The sequence below is a fragment of the Streptomyces aquilus genome, from assembly GCF_003955715.1.
Classification (GTDB): Bacteria; Actinomycetota; Actinomycetes; order Streptomycetales; family Streptomycetaceae; genus Streptomyces; species Streptomyces aquilus.
Map to the genome: position 1 here is coordinate 5,835,881 of NZ_CP034463.1, position 14,159 is coordinate 5,850,039.

18 protein-coding genes are annotated in these 14,159 nt (G+C 69.8%); 8 read left to right on the top strand and 10 right to left on the bottom strand.

Annotated elements, in window-relative coordinates; genetic code table 11:
* The first annotated feature begins 2 nt into the window (after positions 1–2).
* Positions 3–167 (top strand): hypothetical protein, encoded by a 165-nt coding sequence (locus EJC51_RS47835; RefSeq protein WP_166682907.1) that lies wholly within the window; start codon positions 3–5, stop codon positions 165–167.
* Here the strand turns inward: EJC51_RS47835 and EJC51_RS26790 are convergent.
* On the bottom strand, positions 157–405 hold the full coding sequence (locus EJC51_RS26790) for a helix-turn-helix domain-containing protein (RefSeq protein WP_244362864.1): 249 nt from the start codon (positions 403–405) through the stop codon (positions 157–159). The genes EJC51_RS47835 and EJC51_RS26790 overlap by 11 nt on opposite strands.
* Positions 406–665: 260 nt before the next feature.
* Here EJC51_RS26790 and EJC51_RS26795 point away from each other — a divergent pair, with 260 nt between their 5' ends.
* Positions 666–887 carry a LuxR C-terminal-related transcriptional regulator gene (locus EJC51_RS26795; RefSeq protein ID WP_126273425.1) on the top strand — a complete coding sequence of 74 codons (222 nt, stop codon included), beginning with the start codon at positions 666–668 and terminating at the stop codon, positions 885–887.
* Between the two features lie 66 nt (positions 888–953).
* Here EJC51_RS26795 and EJC51_RS26800 read toward each other — a convergent pair whose 3' ends face one another.
* From EJC51_RS26800 to EJC51_RS26820, 5 genes are all read right to left on the bottom strand, one after another.
* Positions 954–1,391 carry a hypothetical protein gene (locus tag EJC51_RS26800; protein ID WP_126273426.1) on the bottom strand — a complete coding sequence of 146 codons (438 nt, stop codon included), beginning with the start codon at positions 1,389–1,391 and terminating at the stop codon, positions 954–956.
* A gap of 51 nt (positions 1,392–1,442) precedes the next feature.
* Positions 1,443–1,838 carry a hypothetical protein gene (locus tag EJC51_RS26805; protein ID WP_126273427.1) on the bottom strand — a complete coding sequence of 132 codons (396 nt, stop codon included), beginning with the start codon at positions 1,836–1,838 and terminating at the stop codon, positions 1,443–1,445.
* Positions 1,839–1,884: 46 nt separating this feature from the next.
* Positions 1,885–2,514 (bottom strand): hypothetical protein, encoded by a 630-nt coding sequence (locus EJC51_RS26810; RefSeq protein ID WP_126273428.1) that lies wholly within the window; start codon positions 2,512–2,514, stop codon positions 1,885–1,887.
* Between the two features lie 58 nt (positions 2,515–2,572).
* Complete coding sequence (locus EJC51_RS48275) at positions 2,573–3,037, bottom strand: transposase (protein WP_207924808.1); 465 nt, start codon at positions 3,035–3,037, stop codon at positions 2,573–2,575.
* Between the two features lie 215 nt (positions 3,038–3,252).
* Positions 3,253–5,526, bottom strand: a complete 2,274-nt coding sequence (locus EJC51_RS26820) for a transglycosylase domain-containing protein (protein WP_126273429.1) — start codon at positions 5,524–5,526, stop codon at positions 3,253–3,255.
* Positions 5,527–6,000: 474 nt separating this feature from the next.
* Here EJC51_RS26820 and wblA point away from each other — a divergent pair, with 474 nt between their 5' ends.
* Positions 6,001–6,339, top strand: coding sequence for a WhiB family transcriptional regulator (wblA, locus tag EJC51_RS26830; protein WP_207924815.1), 339 nt, complete (start codon positions 6,001–6,003; stop codon positions 6,337–6,339).
* Positions 6,340–6,414: 75 nt separating this feature from the next.
* On the opposite strand, the gene bagB is transcribed toward wblA, so the two are convergent.
* Positions 6,415–7,722, bottom strand: a complete 1,308-nt coding sequence (gene bagB / locus EJC51_RS26835; RefSeq protein WP_126273430.1) for an ATPase BagB — start codon at positions 7,720–7,722, stop codon at positions 6,415–6,417.
* The gene (bagA, locus tag EJC51_RS26840; protein ID WP_126273431.1) at positions 7,719–8,696 is read right to left on the bottom strand and encodes an ATPase BagA; all 978 of its coding nucleotides are present in this window, start codon (positions 8,694–8,696) and stop codon (positions 7,719–7,721) included. The genes bagB and bagA overlap by 4 nt, the downstream gene beginning before the upstream one ends.
* 151 nt (positions 8,697–8,847) lie before the next feature.
* Here bagA and sp36 point away from each other — a divergent pair, with 151 nt between their 5' ends.
* The 4 genes from sp36 to EJC51_RS26860 all read left to right on the top strand — a co-directional run bounded on the left by sp36 (position 8,848) and on the right by EJC51_RS26860 (position 11,253).
* Positions 8,848–9,006, top strand: coding sequence for a Sp36 family protein (gene sp36, locus EJC51_RS26845; RefSeq protein ID WP_003967454.1), 159 nt, complete (start codon positions 8,848–8,850; stop codon positions 9,004–9,006).
* Entirely contained in the window at positions 9,003–9,470 is a 468-nt protein-coding gene (locus EJC51_RS26850; protein WP_126273432.1) for a RidA family protein, read from the top strand. The genes sp36 and EJC51_RS26850 overlap by 4 nt, the downstream gene beginning before the upstream one ends.
* An 86-nt stretch (positions 9,471–9,556) precedes the next feature.
* A complete protein-coding gene (locus EJC51_RS26855; RefSeq protein WP_126273433.1) occupies positions 9,557–10,426 on the top strand; it encodes an NUDIX hydrolase in 870 nt (289 codons plus the stop codon).
* Positions 10,423–11,253, top strand: coding sequence for an MBL fold metallo-hydrolase (locus EJC51_RS26860; RefSeq protein WP_126273434.1), 831 nt, complete (start codon positions 10,423–10,425; stop codon positions 11,251–11,253). The genes EJC51_RS26855 and EJC51_RS26860 overlap by 4 nt, the downstream gene beginning before the upstream one ends.
* 7 nt (positions 11,254–11,260) lie before the next feature.
* Here EJC51_RS26860 and EJC51_RS26865 read toward each other — a convergent pair whose 3' ends face one another.
* Entirely contained in the window at positions 11,261–12,082 is an 822-nt protein-coding gene (locus EJC51_RS26865; RefSeq protein WP_126273435.1) for a nucleotidyltransferase domain-containing protein, read from the bottom strand.
* A gap of 97 nt (positions 12,083–12,179) precedes the next feature.
* The gene (locus EJC51_RS26870; protein ID WP_058924095.1) at positions 12,180–12,854 is read right to left on the bottom strand and encodes a Crp/Fnr family transcriptional regulator; all 675 of its coding nucleotides are present in this window, start codon (positions 12,852–12,854) and stop codon (positions 12,180–12,182) included.
* Between the two features lie 276 nt (positions 12,855–13,130).
* On the opposite strand from EJC51_RS26870, the gene nth reads away from it, so the two are divergent.
* Positions 13,131–14,129: an endonuclease III gene (gene nth / locus EJC51_RS26875; RefSeq protein WP_126273436.1), complete on the top strand. Its 999-nt coding sequence runs from the start codon at positions 13,131–13,133 to the stop codon at positions 14,127–14,129.
* The last annotated feature ends 30 nt before the right edge of the window (positions 14,130–14,159 follow it).

Sequence of the window (14,159 nt, forward strand, 5' to 3'; positions counted from 1 at the left end):
CCGTGGGTGCCGGCATCCTGCTCGTGCCGATGACCGTCTACGTGGTTCTCATGTCGCTGTTCTGCGTCAAGGTGGGCGACAGCAGCTCATGGAGGGCGGGCTGGCTGATGGCGGCCGCGACGGTGATCCTGCCGCTGGGCCTCTTCGTGGCCTTCCTCATTCCCTAGCGGCCGGGGGCAGCAGGCCGAGTTCCTGCGCGCGGGCGCCCAGGGCCACCCGTCCGACGACGTCGAGACGGTCCATGAGGCGCTGTACTCTGCGCTGCACCGTGCGGTGGCCCATTCCCAGGCGGCGCCCGATGGAGGCGTCGTTGAGCCCCAGGTACAGCAGATTCAGAATTCTTCGGTCATCGATGTCGATGTACGGCGTTTCGGCACTCGCTTCAGATTCCGGCGTAATAGTCAATTCGCCCTCCCCTGAGTCGGCTCGGTCGACTGCGTGGCCAGTTTAGGAAGTGCCACTGACAACGGCAGTCGAATAAATCTGACCAAGGGGGCGTAAAGTCCCGGCAAACACGCAGGCCCGACTGTGCGTGGCGCAATTACGCCGCACTAAATGTCGGGTTGGTGCACCTGATCAACTTTGTGCATCTATGGAGAGGGCACAGGGCGACCTATGGTCGTTCACAGGTGAACTGGTGGCTACGTGCTCATGGGGGGCCTCGGATGGATCACCCGCCGGTGATAGACGAAGTCGAGTTGCGCATTCTGCGGTTGTTGTGTGAAGGCCTGGGGGAGGCCGCCATCGGGCGGCGAGTGGGCCTCGGGCACCGCACGGTTCAGCGCCGTATGCGAAATCTGATGACCCGCTGGCAGGTCAGCGGACGGGTCGCGCTGGGGGCTCGCGCCCAGGAACTGGGGCTGTTATCGGCGAGCGGCAAGGGGTGAGCCGACGACATCGAGGAAGGGGCCCGGCATCCGCCGGGCCCCTTCCTCGATGTCAGCGTCGCACCGTCATCCGCAGTGGACCCGGTTCAGGCTCCGGCCCGCCCACACGCCTCCGTTGTCCTCGGCCCCGCTGAGGTCGATGCAGTGCCCGTTGGTCGAGGTCACCGAGACCGGCCCGGCGTAGTACTTGTACGCGCCGTAGTCGAGCTTGTTGTTGCTGCTCCCGGAGATGTTGATGCCCACTTCCATGTAGTGGGTCGTGCCGTAGTACTTCTTCGCCAGCAGCACGGCACAGTTGGTGCCGCCGTTCGCCGAGGAGTAGTACAGCCGCAGCTGCGCCCACACCTCGCCGGTCGCGGGTGTGTTGTACGTGTCGATCAGCGTCCCCGGACAGCCGTACTCGGCGGCTGCCTCCGGGGCGGCGAAGGCGCCGGGGGCCGTGGCCATGCTGAGGCCGGTGAACGACAGTGCGAGGGCGGCCGTGGTCGCGAGAGTTCTGCGCATGGTCGTCACGCTTCCCTTCTTCTCTTCTGTCGGGCCAGGGGATGACGGAGGTCAGGCGACACCGTGGCAGTTCGAGACGGCATTGGAACCGAAGTCGATTCCGCCCGTGGTGGTGCCGTCCCAGTTGCCGAGCCAGGCGTTGATGACGACGCTCGTCCCCTCGGCGATGTCGAGGTCGACGTCGCGGACGCCGCCGTCCGCGCCCATCCGGTTCCAGTAGAAGTAGTGACCGTCGCCGTAGATCTCGATTCCGCCGATGGCGGAGTGCCCGTCGGCGAATACGTCGTCGACCAGGAGATGTTCGCCGTACGCCTTGAACGTGGCCTTGGCGCCGCCGTTGTCGGAGTAGTCGGTGCAGTCCGTCTCGGCCCCGGCGGTCGCGGTCATGCCGATGGTGAGCGCCGCCATGATCGGAAGTACGGCCGCGGCGCGTGCGAGCTTGCGCATGGGAATACCCCTTCGTGCTCTCGTGGTGGTTCCGTCGGTTTCTGGTTCAGCCCTGGTGGCAGGAGGCCGAGATCACCAGTCGTGGCCTCAGGTCCGCCGAGTAGGGAGTGCCGGCCGCGGGGGTCTGCCCGCAGACCTCGTAGGACCAACTACGCTCCTTGGACACGGCTTTGCCGCTGATGTCCACGTGGATGTGCCGCGGTGCGTAGCCCGCCAGCACGAGCTGGTCGGCGGCCTTGCGGAGCTGTGTGCCCACGACGTTCGGCGTCGCGTCGGCTTTTGCGTCGGCTTTCGCCTCGGCGCCGACTTCTCGGGGACAGGTCTCGGAATTCCGGACCGCGAAGAGGATCACCGCGCTGAGGTTCGGTTTCTCCTTCTCGAAGCAGACCTTGAATTTCTTCGCGTGAGCCGGACTCACAAATCGGTTCAGGCCTGTCGCATCGCGGAGCGAGAACCCTTTGCGGTCGTCCGCTGTTTTCCGCATGGCGATGTCGAGCGGGCCCTTGGCCGGATGGACAGGGGATTCGGTTTCCTCATGCGCCGCGACCGGTTTCCCGCGTTCTTCACCGGCCGTGCCCGAGCCGCAGGCGGTGACACCGGCCAGAATCGCCAGCGCGGCCGCCGGACCGGCCAGGAATCCACGTATTCGCCTCTCGGAGATGTCCGGGAATCCCATGAATCACTCCTCCCCTCCTGCGCGTGATGGTCAGAGGATCATCGCGGCAATTGCGGAGTCAAGGGCATGGACGGTGCCCGAGTTGGGGGATTGCTGAGTAATTCTGCGCCTTCGTGGCCGTCTCGCGTGGCGCGCTTTCCGCGCGTGTTCTCCGGTCGGCCGGAGGGGGTGCCTGCCCGGTCCGCACCGCCGCGGCCCGCACGATCACGGCGGCCCAGTCGGACTCACCCGGGCCCGCGAGTCCGCCCCGCGTGACGGCCCGGTGCAGCCGTCGCCACACCTCGGCCCCCGTCCAGGCGGTGAAGCGGCGGTGCGCGGTCGCCGGCGAGACCCCGAGCCAGGGCGGCAGCAGCCGCCAGGCGCATCCGCTGGTCAGCACGTACACCACCGCGGTGAGCACCGCGCGCTCGTCGACGGGGGCGGTGCCCCCGCCCTGCCTGCGGGACGCGAACGCCGGCAGCAACGGCTCGGTCAGGGCCCACAGCTCGTCGGAGACCAGTCGTCGGGAAAGATCGCCAGCCATGCGCACCATCGTCGTCGGCGCCACATGAGACGGCGACGGACCGGCCGAAGTTGTCGTAATCACGCCAGCACCGACGGGCCGGGGCAGGCACGAAGAAGGGGCCCGCCATGTCCAACTGACGGACCCCTTCTCAGGATCACGGTCCTTCTCAGGATCACGGTCCTTCTCAGGACCACGGTCGCCGGTGTCCCGGCCGGCCTGCTCGGCCGGGCTTCTTACCCGCGTCGGCCGCCGTTGCCGTTGCCGTTGTTCCCCTGGAACAGGTTCTCCGGGATCGAGATCGTCGGGTTCGGGAACGTGCCTCCGTCGGTGCCGCCGTCGCCGGTGCCGCCGTTGTTGCCGTCTCCGTTGTTCCCGTCTCCGTTGCCGTTGCCGTCGCCGTTCCCGTTGCCGTCACCGGGGTCCGGGTTGTTGTGCTCCGGGATCTCGACGTAGTTGAACCCGGGGGCGTCCTTGCCCGCGAGGGCGCCGGTCATGGCGTCCTTCCAGATCGGGCCCGGGACCTTGCCGCCGTAGACGAGGTCGTAGTACTCGCCGCCGATGGAGATCTGATGCATCTCGACCTTCTGGGTGGCGCTGCCGACCCAGACCGCGCCCGAGAGGTTCGGCGTGTAGCCGACGAACCAGGCGTTCTTGCGGGAGTCCGTCGTACCCGTCTTACCGGCGTTCTGGCGGTCGGTGAGGCCCGCCGTCTTGCCGGTGCCGGAGTCGACCACGCCCTTGAGGAGCTGGTTGATGGTGTCCGCGGTCGTCTCGGACATCGCCCGCGAGCAGGTCGACTTGGGGACCTCCAGCGACTTCTTCTGCTGGCCGACCTTCTGGGTGATCGACTCGATGGCGACCGGCGTGCAGTACATGCCGCGGGAGGCGAAGGCGGCGTACGCGCTCGCCATCGTCAGCGGGGAGATGCCCTTGGAGCCCAGGGCGATGGCCGGGACCTCGGGCAGCTTGTCGCCGTTGCCCTGGACGACCTGGAGCTTGTTGGTCATGTTGACCACCGGGCACAGGCCGATGTCGGAGATCATCTGCACGAAGTAGGTGTTGACCGACAGCTCCATCGCCTTGCGCAGACGGTAGGGGCCGCGCTCCGAATCCGACTCGTTCTCCAGCTTCTCGCCGTTGGTGTTGACCCACGGCTTGCTGTCGCAGGTCTGGACGGGGCTCGGGTACTCCATCTGGTACGGCGACGAGTACTCCTGGTCGGCCGGGCGGCCCTCCTCCAGCGCGGCCGCCGCGACGAACGGCTTGAACGTCGAACCCGTCGGGAAGCCGAAGTTGGAGCCGCCCATGCCGTAGTTGACCGAGTAGTTGATCACGGTCTCGTGCTGCTTGGCGTTGGTGCCGTACGGCTTCGACTGCCCCATCGCCACGATCTTGCCGGTGCCGGGCTCGACGAGGGTGGCCGCGGCGGCGACCTTGTCCGACTTGTAGACGTGGTCCTTGAGCGAGGCCTGGACCGAGTCCTGCGCCTGCGGATCGAGGGTGGTCCTGATCGTCAGACCGCCCTGGTTCCAGATCTTGGCGCGCTCCTCCTTGGTCTTGCCGAAGACCGGGTCGGTGAGGAAGACGTTACGCACGTAGTCGCAGAAGAAGCCGGCGCCGTCGACCGCGGTGATGCAGCCGTTGCGCGGCTTGCTGACCTTCAGGCCCAGCTTCTCCTGCTGCGCCTTGGCGGCCTCGGCCCGCGAGATGTCGCCGACCTCGGCCATGCGCTGGAGCACCACATTGCGGCGCTTGGTGGCCTCCGCCTCGTCGTTGACCGGGTCGTACCGGCTCGGCGACTGGACGATGCCGGCGAGCAGCGCCGACTGGGCGAGGGTGAGGTCCTTGGCGGACGTGGAGAAGTAGCGCTGGGCGGCGGCCTCGATGCCGTAGGCCTGCTGGCCGAAGAACGTGATGTTCAGGTAGTTCTCGAGGATCTTCTTCTTGCCCAGCTCCTCCTCGACCTGGATCGCGTACTTCAGTTCGCGGATCTTGCGGCCGATGGTCTGCTGGGTGGCCTGGGCGACCTTGGTGGGGTCGTCGCCCGCCTCCTCCACGAAGACGTTCTTCACGTACTGCTGGGTGAGGGTGGACGCGCCCTGGGCCACCCCGCCGCTCTGGGCGTTCTGGTTGAGGGCGCGCAGCACGCCCTTCAGGTCCACCGCGCCGTGCTGGTAGAAGCGCGAGTCCTCGATCGCGACGATCGCCTTCTGCATGTACGGCGAGATGTCCTTGAGCTCCACCACCGTGCGGTCACGGGAGTAGACCGTGGCGATGGTGCCGCCCTTGGCGTCGAGGATCGTGGTGCGCTGGCTCAGCGGTGGCGTCTTCAGATTGGCCGGGAGTTCGTCGAAGCTCTCGACCGACCCCTTGGCCGCGAGTCCGAGCGCGCCGACGGCGGGCAGGGCGATGCCGGCCAGCACCGCACCCGAGAGCACGCTGACACCGAGGAACTTCGCGGCCTGCTGGGTGGCGGAGAGACCGCCACCGGAGCGCTTCTTCGACATGGGGGCAGCCTAATCCGTACTCATGAGCGTTCGACGAAGTGCACAGGCCGTTTCGAGCGCATGGCAAAGAGAGGGCCTACCTTCTCATTCGCCGGACACGCGCGCAGGCCTTGGCCTAAGCTGCTCTCAACTGTCACAGCAGTGCGGCCACGTATCAATACGTCCGGCGACCCCGAATCGTTCCGGAGGTTCCCCGACTTTCTGGTGGGGGCGTGTCCGAATCCGCCTTGTGTGTCACCTGGTGCCCGTTGTGACTCAACAGAACTGTCCCGCTTTGCCGGGATGGTCGCGCATGTCGCGGGCTCACTCCCCCGGGTGATCTGCCGCTTACGCATAGTCCGTTCGGGCCATTCAAGATTGGGCCCGAAGGGGGTGTTGCGCTGTGCCCACCTTCCGTAACGTCCTCAACTGGCGGCGGTGAATATGCCGCTGCCGCCGTGGGGGAGCCTCGATTCGGGAGAGGACGGCGCCGGTATGGGCTGGGTAACCGACTGGAGTGCGCAGGCGGCCTGCCGCACTACCGATCCGGATGAACTGTTCGTTCAAGGAGCAGCGCAGAACAGGGCCAAGGCGGTGTGCACCGGATGCCCGGTGCGGACCGAGTGCCTGGCCGATGCGCTCGACAACCGCGTCGAGTTCGGCGTGTGGGGAGGCATGACGGAGCGGGAGCGCCGCGCACTGCTGCGCAGGCGGCCAACGGTCACTTCGTGGCGCCGGCTTCTGGAGACAGCGCGCCTGGAGTACGAACGAGGGGTCGGCATCCTGCCCCTCGACGACGACGAGGTGTACGAGAACTTCGCGGCGGTGGGCTGAGCCCACCGCGGCTCGGCCGGCGGTCCGGCTCAGTCGCAGTACGGCTCAGCCGTCGGTGTCGCCGTCGGTCCGGCTTCAGTCGTCGGTGGTCTCGGGCAGCTCCGGCCGACCGGCCGCGAGCCGTGCCCCGATGTCCCGCAGCCCCGCGAGGTCATGGACGTCGCCGGGCAGCGCGGCCACCTCTGCCACCGCCACCTCGGGGTGGAGCGCGGTGAAGCGGTCGCGCGTGCGCTGCTCGCGGGAGAGCAGCTGCATACGCTCGGCATGCAGCCTCAGCAGGCCTGCGGTGAGTTGTGGGACGGTGCGGTTCGAGGTGGGGGAACCTGAACTGCCGTCTGTGTCGGGAGAGTTACGAACACCAGCTTTCCCGTCCTCCTGATCGACAATGCGGGACTCCTCAAGATTTTCCGCGGCGTGGTCGCCCATGAGGTCGAGCTCTTCCGCGGCGGCGAGTGCCCGCTCGGCCGACAGCCGGGCGGCGCCGCTGCCGTGGACCCGGTTGAGCACCAGTCCCGCCAGCGGCATGTCCTCGGCCGCGAGCCGCTCCACGAAGTAGGCGGCCTCGCGCAGGGCGTCCCGCTCGGGCGCGGCGACCACCAGGAAGGCGGTCCCGGGCGCCTGGAGCAGCTTGTACGTGGCGTCAGCGCGCGTACGGAAGCCGCCGAAGGTCGTGTCCATCGCGGAGACGAACGTCTGGACGTCCTTGAGCAGCTGGCCCCCCAGCAGCTTGCCGAGGGTGCCGGTCATCATCGACATCCCGACGTTGAGGAACTTCATCCCCGCGCGGCCGCCCAGTTTGGCCGGGGCGGTGAGCAGCCGGATCAGCCGGCCGTCGAGGAAGGACCCCAGCCGCTTGGGCGCGTCCAGGAAGTCCAGCGCGGACCGGGACGGCGGGGTGTCGACGACGATCAGGTCCCACTCGTCCCGCGCGCGAAGCTGCCCCAGCTTCTCCATCGCCATGTACTCCTGCGTGCCCGCGAAGCCCGCCGAGAGCGACTGGTAGAAGGGGTTGCCCAGGATCACGGAGGCCCGCGCGGGGTCCGCGTGCGCCTCGACGATCTCGTCGAAGGTGCGCTTCATGTCGAGCATCATCGCGTGCAGCTCGCCGGCGCCCTCGACGCCCTTCACCCGGCGCGGGGTGTTGTCCAACGAGTCGATCCCCATGGACTGGGCGAGCCGGCGGGCCGGGTCGATGGTCAGCACGACCACCTTGCGGCCCCGCTCGGCGGCCCGCAGCCCCAGCGCCGCCGCGGTCGTGGTCTTGCCGACGCCGCCCGAGCCGCAGCACACCACGATGCGGGTCGCCGGGTCGTCGAGCAGGGGGTCGAGATCGAGCACACGCGCGGGGGAGAGGCGGTGCTGCCGCTCGGCGTCCGGGCTCATGACATCCCCTGCTTCCGCAGTTCCTTGGCCAGTTGGTACAAGCCCGCCAGGTCCATGCCCTCGGCGAGCAGCGGCAGCTCATGCAGCGGCAGGCCCAGTTCGCCGAGCACCGCGCGCTGTTCGTGCTCCAGCGCGTACCGCTCGGCGTACTCCTCGGCCTGGGCCAGGAGGGGGTCCACCAGCCGCTCGGCATGCCCGCCGCGCCGCGCCCCGCCGAGTCCCGCGGCGGACAGCGACTGCGCGAAGGAAGAACGAGCCGTGCCGCGTACGAGTTCCAGCTCGGCCGCGTCCAACACCTCCGGGCGCACCATGTTCACGATGACCCGGCCCACCGGCAGCTTCGCCGCCCGCAGCTCGGCGATGCCGTCCGCGGTCTCCTGGACGGGCATCTCCTCCAGGAGCGTCACCAGGTGCACGGCCGTCTCCGGCGACTTCAGCACCCGCATCACGGCCTGCGCCTGATTGTGTATGGGCCCTATCTTGGCGAGCCCCGCCACTTCGTCGTTCACGTTCAGGAAGCGGGTGATGCGCCCGGTGGGCGGCGCGTCCATCACGACGTAGTCGTAGGCGAACCGCCCGGACTTCTCCTTGCGGCGCACCGCTTCGCACGCCTTGCCGGTCAGGAGCACGTCCCTGAGGCCGGGTGCGATGGTGGTGGCGAAGTCGATGGCGCCGAGCTTCTTCAGGGCGCGGCCCGCGCCGCCGAGTTTGTAGAACATCTGGAGGTAGTCCAGAAGGGCCAGTTCGGGGTCGATGGCGAGGGCGTACACCTCCCCGCCGCCGGGTGCTACCGCGATCTTCCGTTCCTCATAGGGCAATGCCTCCGTCTCGAAGAGCTGTGCGATGCCCTGCCGGCCCTCGACCTCGACGAGAAGCGTGCGCTTCCCCTCCTCGGCCAGGGCCAGCGCGAGGGCTGCGGCCACCGTGGTCTTACCGGTTCCGCCCTTGCCGCTGACGACCTGGAGCCTGCTCACGTCTTCGAGCGTAACCACTCGGCGTGCGCGTCAAGCAGCAGGCTGTGGATAAGCGCCGAAGACGGCCGGAGCCCGTGGGCAGCGACGGCGAGGGTGGCGACGGCGGCGACGGCCGGGAAGCCGGGTCGGGCCAGCGGCTAGAGTCGGCCACATGACCAAGTGGGAATACGCGACTGTGCCGCTGCTCGTGCACGCGACGAAGCAGATTCTGGACACCTGGGGCGAGGACGGCTGGGAGCTCGTCCAGGTCGTGCCCGGGCCGAACAACCCCGAGCAGCTGGTGGCCTACCTCAAGCGGGAGAAGGCGTGAGCGCCGTCGAGGCTCGGCTGGCCGAGCTCGGACTGACGCTGCCCGAGGTGGTGCCGCCGCTCGCCGCGTACCAGCCCGCCGTGCGGTCCGGGGTGTACGTCTACACCTCCGGCCAGCTGCCGATGGTCGAGGGCAAGCTCCCGGTCACCGGCAAGGTGGGCGCCGAGGTCACCGCGGAGGAGGCCAAGGACCTGGCCCGCATCTGCGCCCTGAACGCGCTGGCGGCCGTCAAGTCCGTCGCCGGTGACCTGGACCGGGTCGCGCGCGTGGTGAGGGTCGTCGGGTTCGTGGCCTCGGCCGCGGACTTCACCGGCCAGCCCGGCGTGATCAACGGCGCCAGCGAGCTGCTCGGCGAGGTCCTCGGCGACAAGGGCGTGCACGCGCGCAGCGCCGTGGGCGTGGCCGTGCTGCCGCTGGACGCGCCGGTGGAGGTCGAGGTCCAGGTGGAGCTCACGGAGGCGTAGAGCGCCGCCTACGGGCCCGTACGGCGGCATCGCCGCACTTCCGGGCCCCTCTCGAACATTCGCGCACCACGGGATAGCCTCCGCCCATGGCGAATGGGCAGTGGTTTCCGCAGGACTGGCCGGAACGCATCCGTGCGCTCGCGGAGGGCACCCTCACCCCGGTCGTCCCCAAGCGCGCGGCCACGGTCATGCTCCTGAAGGACACCGCCGCCGGCCCCGCCGTGCACATGCTGCGCAGACGCGCCTCCATGGCCTTCGCCGGAGGCGCGTACGCGTATCCGGGCGGCGGCGTCGACCCGCGCGACGACGACCACCAGATCCGCTGGGCGGGCCCCACGCGCGCGTGGTGGTCGCGCAGGCTCGCCGTCACGGAGACCGAGGCCCAGGCGATCGTCTGCGCGGCCGTCCGCGAGACCTACGAGGAGGCAGGCGTCCTCCTCGCCGGTGAGACCCCCGACTCGGTGGTCGGGGACACCACCGGCGCGGACTGGGAGGCCGACCGCGAGGCCCTGGTCGCCCGGGACCTGTCCTTCGCCGAGTTCCTGGAGCGCCGCGGCCTGGTCCTGCGCTCGGACCTGCTCGGGGCGTGGACGCGCTGGATCACCCCGGAGTTCGAGTCCCGCCGCTACGACACCTGGTTCTTCGTCGCCGCCCTGCCCGCCGGCCAGCGCACCCGCAACGCCTCCACGGAGGCGGACCGCACGGTGTGGATCGCACCGGCGGACGCGGCCTCGGCGTACGACAAGGGCGAGCTGCTGATGATGCCGCCCACGATCGCGACACTGCGCCAGCTGACCGGGTACGCGGCCGCCGCCGAGGCGCTCGCGGCGGCGCCCGGCCGCGACCTGACCCCCGTCCTGGCGCGGGCCAGGCTGGACGGCGAGGAGATTGTCCTGTCCTGGCCGGGGCACGAGGAGTTCACCAAGCACATCCCGACCGGGGGAGCCACGGCATGACCGACGCAGCAGCCCTTCCCGGCCAGCCACGGGGCGGGGTCCTCTCCGGCCCCGCCACCCCGCGAGCCGTGAACGTGCTGGCGCCCAACGCGTCCGCGATGACCCTGGACGGCACGAACACCTGGATCCTCGCCGAGCCCGACTCCGAACTGGCCGTCGTGGTCGACCCCGGACCGCTCGACGAGGGCCACCTGCGCCATGTCGTCGACACCGCCGAGAAGGCCGGCAAGCGCGTCGCGCTCACCCTGCTGACCCACGGTCACCCGGACCACGCCGAGGGCGCCGCCCGGTTCGCCGAGCTGACCGGCACGCGCGTGCGTGCCCTGGACCCGGCGCTGCGGCTGGGCGACGAGGGGCTGGCGGCCGGGGACGTCGTGACCGTCGGCGGCCTGGAGCTGAGGGTCGTACCGACGCCCGGCCACACCTCCGACTCCCTGTGCTTCCATCTCCCGGCCGATCAGGCGGTCCTGACCGGCGACACCATCCTGGGCCGCGGCACGACGGTCGTGGCGCACCCCGACGGCCGCCTGGGCGACTATCTGGACTCCCTGCGCCGCCTGCGGTCCCTCACGGTCGACGACGGCGTCCACACGGTCCTGCCGGGCCACGGCCCGGTCCTGGAGGACGCCCAGGGCGCCGTCGAGTTCTACCTCGCCCACCGCGCCCACCGGCTCGCCCAGGTGGAGACGGCGGTGGAGGACGGCTTCCGGACCCCGTCCCAGGTCGTCGCCCACGTCTACGCCGACGTGGACCGCTCCCTGTGGCCGGCGGCGGAGCTGTCGGTGCGGGCACAGATGGACTACCTGGAGGAGCACGGGCTCATCTAGCCCCGGATCAGTCCGGCCGGGGGGCCTTCACGCCGTGCACGCGCGCGTACTCGTCCGCGAGCCACGGGCCCAGATCGTCGACGTACGACATCAGGACGGCGCGGTCCCCGGCCGGCTCGTGGCCGCGTACGGCCGCCTCGCGCAGCTGCTCGGCCCGCTCCGGGTAGTACCTGCCGAACGCCGCCGCCATCTCGTCCAGGTCGCTCGTCCAGCCGTTCCAGCGGGGCATGACGAGGGTGAAGCCGGTGCGGACGAGGTGGCGGGACATGAAGCGGACGAGGGGGCGCAGGGCCTCCTCGGAGTCGCCCGCGGCCTCGATACGGGCGCGCCAGCGGGGGAGCAGCAGGGCGAGGTCGCCGTTGGTCTCGCGGGCCAGGAGCGAGTCGGGGCGGTAGCGCGGCAGGTATTCGGCCAGGTCGTCACCGAGCAGCGGGGTGCACAGACAGGCCACGAACCAGCCGAGGTCGTAGGTCTCCGGCTCGCTCAGCAGCCGCGCCCGGCTGTAGAGCAGCGTCCCGACGCCGTCGATCTCCGGGAACTCCTTGTCGAGCGCGTCCCCGAGGGCCCGTACGGCGTCCCGGTCGGCCTCCGTGGGCTCCTCGCGCAGGGCGACCAGCAGATCGAGGTCGCTGCGGCCCACGCGCGCGGTGCCGCGCGGGATCGAGCCGTAGAGGTAGGCGCTGTGCAGCCGGGACCCGAAGACGTCCAGCAGCCGGTCCCGTGCCAGGGCGACGACGGGACGGAAGGCGTGCGGCACGCGCGCGAGGGAGCCTTCGCGCGCGATGTAGCCCTGCGGGTCGAGACCTTGGGAGGGCACATTTTCAGACATGGGACAACTACAGCAGCCCGTCCGGCGTTTGCGGACGAGGCCGTTCGAGCCGAACGGGGGTCTGGGGGCGACAGCCCCCGGCCCCGGCCCCCGGCGGTCAGCGCGAGCGCTTGGCGAGCCGCTCCACGTCCAGCAGGATCACCGCACGCGCCTCCAGGCGGAGCCACCCGCGCTGGGCGAAGTCGGCGAGGGCCTTGTTGACCGTCTCGCGGGACGCGCCGACCAGCTGGGCCAGCTCCTCCTGCGTGAGGTCGTGGACGACGTGGATGCCCTCCTCGGACTGCACGCCGAAGCGGCGGGACAGGTCCAGGAGCGCGCGGGCGACCCGGCCGGGTACGTCCGAGAAGACCAGGTCGGACATCTGGTCGTTGGTCTTGCGCAGCCGGCGGGCCACGGCGCGCAGCAGGGCGCCGGCGACCTCGGGGCGGACGTTCAGCCAGGGCTGGAGGTCGCCGTGGCCGAGGCCGAGCAGCTTGACCTCGGTCAGCGCGGTGGCGGTCGCCGTGCGCGGACCCGGGTCGAACAGCGACAGTTCGCCGATCAGCTCACCGGGGCCGACGACGGCGAGCATGTTCTCGCGGCCGTCGGGGGAGGTGCGGTGGAGCTTGACCTTGCCCTCGGTGACGACGTAGAGCCGGTCGCCGGGGTCGCCCTCGTGGAAGAGGGAGTCGCCGCGAGCGAGAGTCACCTCACTCATGGAGGCGCGCAGCTCCGCGGCCTGCTCGTCGTCGAGTGCCGCGAAGAGCGGGTTGCGCCGGAGGACGTCGTCCACGAGTTCTCTCCTTGTCGACCTGCTCAGGGGATCTTTCTCCCCCTTGGTACCAGGGGACCGTGCTCCCCGTTTTGCCGGACGGTCCAAACAGTGTGATCTGTCACAAGGATGCCGCACACCTGTCCTGAGGTAAGCGGCAGGGGTCCAATCGGGGGCCGATCTCCTGGGTCCGGGGCGATTGTCGGTGCCGGGCTTTAGGCTGGCCGGGTGTCCAAATCGCCGGTGAGAGCACAGGCCAAGGGGGCTGGGCGGGTGGTTGTACGTCGGGATTCCGCTGTGGGCGAACAGAACTCCGGTGGCGGAAAGAGCAAAGCGAAGAAAGCCGTAAAAGCGACAAGGAAGGCCGCGGTGAAGAAGGCCCCGGAGGTCGTGGAGCAGGCCGCCGCCAAGAAGGTCGCTGTGAAGACGGCCGCCCCGGCGAAGAAGGCCGCCCCGGCGAAGAAGGGCGCTCCGGTGAAGAAGGCCGCCCCGGTGAAGAAGGTGGCCGTCAAGCCCGCCGGAGCCGAGTCCGCCACCGCCCTGGTCCGCCGCGCCCGCCGTATCAACCGCGAACTGGCCGAGGTCTATCCGTACGCCCACCCGGAGTTGGACTTCACCAACCCCTTCCAGCTCGTCGTCGCCACGGTCCTGTCGGCCCAGACCACCGACCTGAGGGTCAATCAGACGACCCCCGCGCTCTTCGCCAAGTACCCCACCCCCGAGGACCTGGCCGCCGCCAACCCCGAGGAGGTCGAGGAGATCCTCCGCCCGACCGGGTTCTTCCGGGCCAAGACCAAGTCGGTCATAGGGCTGTCGAAGGCCCTGGTGGAGCAGTTCGGCGGCGAGGTGCCCGGCAGGCTGGAGGACCTCGTCAAGCTGCCCGGCGTCGGCCGCAAGACCGCGTTCGTGGTCCTCGGCAACGCCTTCGGACGGCCCGGCATCACCGTGGACACACACTTCCAGCGGCTGGTGCGGCGCTGGCAGTGGACGGACGAGACCGACCCCGACAAGATCGAGGCCGCGATCGGCGCGCTCTTCCCGAAGAGCGACTGGACGGACCTCTCCCACCACGTCATCTGGCACGGCCGCCGCATCTGCCACGCCCGCAAGCCCGCCTGCGGCGCCTGCCCCATCGCCCCGCTCTGCCCGGCGTACGGCGAGGGCGAGACGGACCCCGAGAAGGCGAAGAAGCTCCTCAAGTACGAGAAGGGCGGCTTCCCGGGCCAGCGCCTCAACCCGCCCCAGTCCTACCTGGACGCGGGCGGCAAGGCGGCACCGCCGCTGGGGGCCGGATGACGGAACGATCAGTGGGTGCCCGGGCGTTGA

What these genes read in the sequence shown, in the direction of transcription:
- EJC51_RS26795 (WP_126273425.1), top strand. Translation starts at nt 666, where the DNA reads ATGGATCACCCGCCGGTGATAGACGAAGTCGAGTTGCGCATTCTGCGG.
- EJC51_RS26800 (WP_126273426.1), bottom strand. Translation starts at nt 1,391, where the DNA reads ATGCGCAGAACTCTCGCGACCACGGCCGCCCTCGCACTGTCGTTCACC.
- EJC51_RS26805 (WP_126273427.1), bottom strand. Translation starts at nt 1,838, where the DNA reads ATGCGCAAGCTCGCACGCGCCGCGGCCGTACTTCCGATCATGGCGGCG.
- EJC51_RS26810 (WP_126273428.1), bottom strand. Translation starts at nt 2,514, where the DNA reads ATGGGATTCCCGGACATCTCCGAGAGGCGAATACGTGGATTCCTGGCC.
- EJC51_RS48275 (WP_207924808.1), bottom strand. Translation starts at nt 3,037, where the DNA reads ATGGCTGGCGATCTTTCCCGACGACTGGTCTCCGACGAGCTGTGGGCC.
- EJC51_RS26820 (WP_126273429.1), bottom strand. Translation starts at nt 5,526, where the DNA reads ATGTCGAAGAAGCGCTCCGGTGGCGGTCTCTCCGCCACCCAGCAGGCC.
- wblA (WP_207924815.1), top strand. Translation starts at nt 6,001, where the DNA reads ATGGGCTGGGTAACCGACTGGAGTGCGCAGGCGGCCTGCCGCACTACC.
- bagB (WP_126273430.1), bottom strand. Translation starts at nt 7,722, where the DNA reads ATGAGCCCGGACGCCGAGCGGCAGCACCGCCTCTCCCCCGCGCGTGTG.
- sp36 (WP_003967454.1), top strand. Translation starts at nt 8,848, where the DNA reads ATGACCAAGTGGGAATACGCGACTGTGCCGCTGCTCGTGCACGCGACG.
- EJC51_RS26855 (WP_126273433.1), top strand. Translation starts at nt 9,557, where the DNA reads ATGGCGAATGGGCAGTGGTTTCCGCAGGACTGGCCGGAACGCATCCGT.
- EJC51_RS26860 (WP_126273434.1), top strand. Translation starts at nt 10,423, where the DNA reads ATGACCGACGCAGCAGCCCTTCCCGGCCAGCCACGGGGCGGGGTCCTC.
- EJC51_RS26865 (WP_126273435.1), bottom strand. Translation starts at nt 12,082, where the DNA reads ATGTCTGAAAATGTGCCCTCCCAAGGTCTCGACCCGCAGGGCTACATC.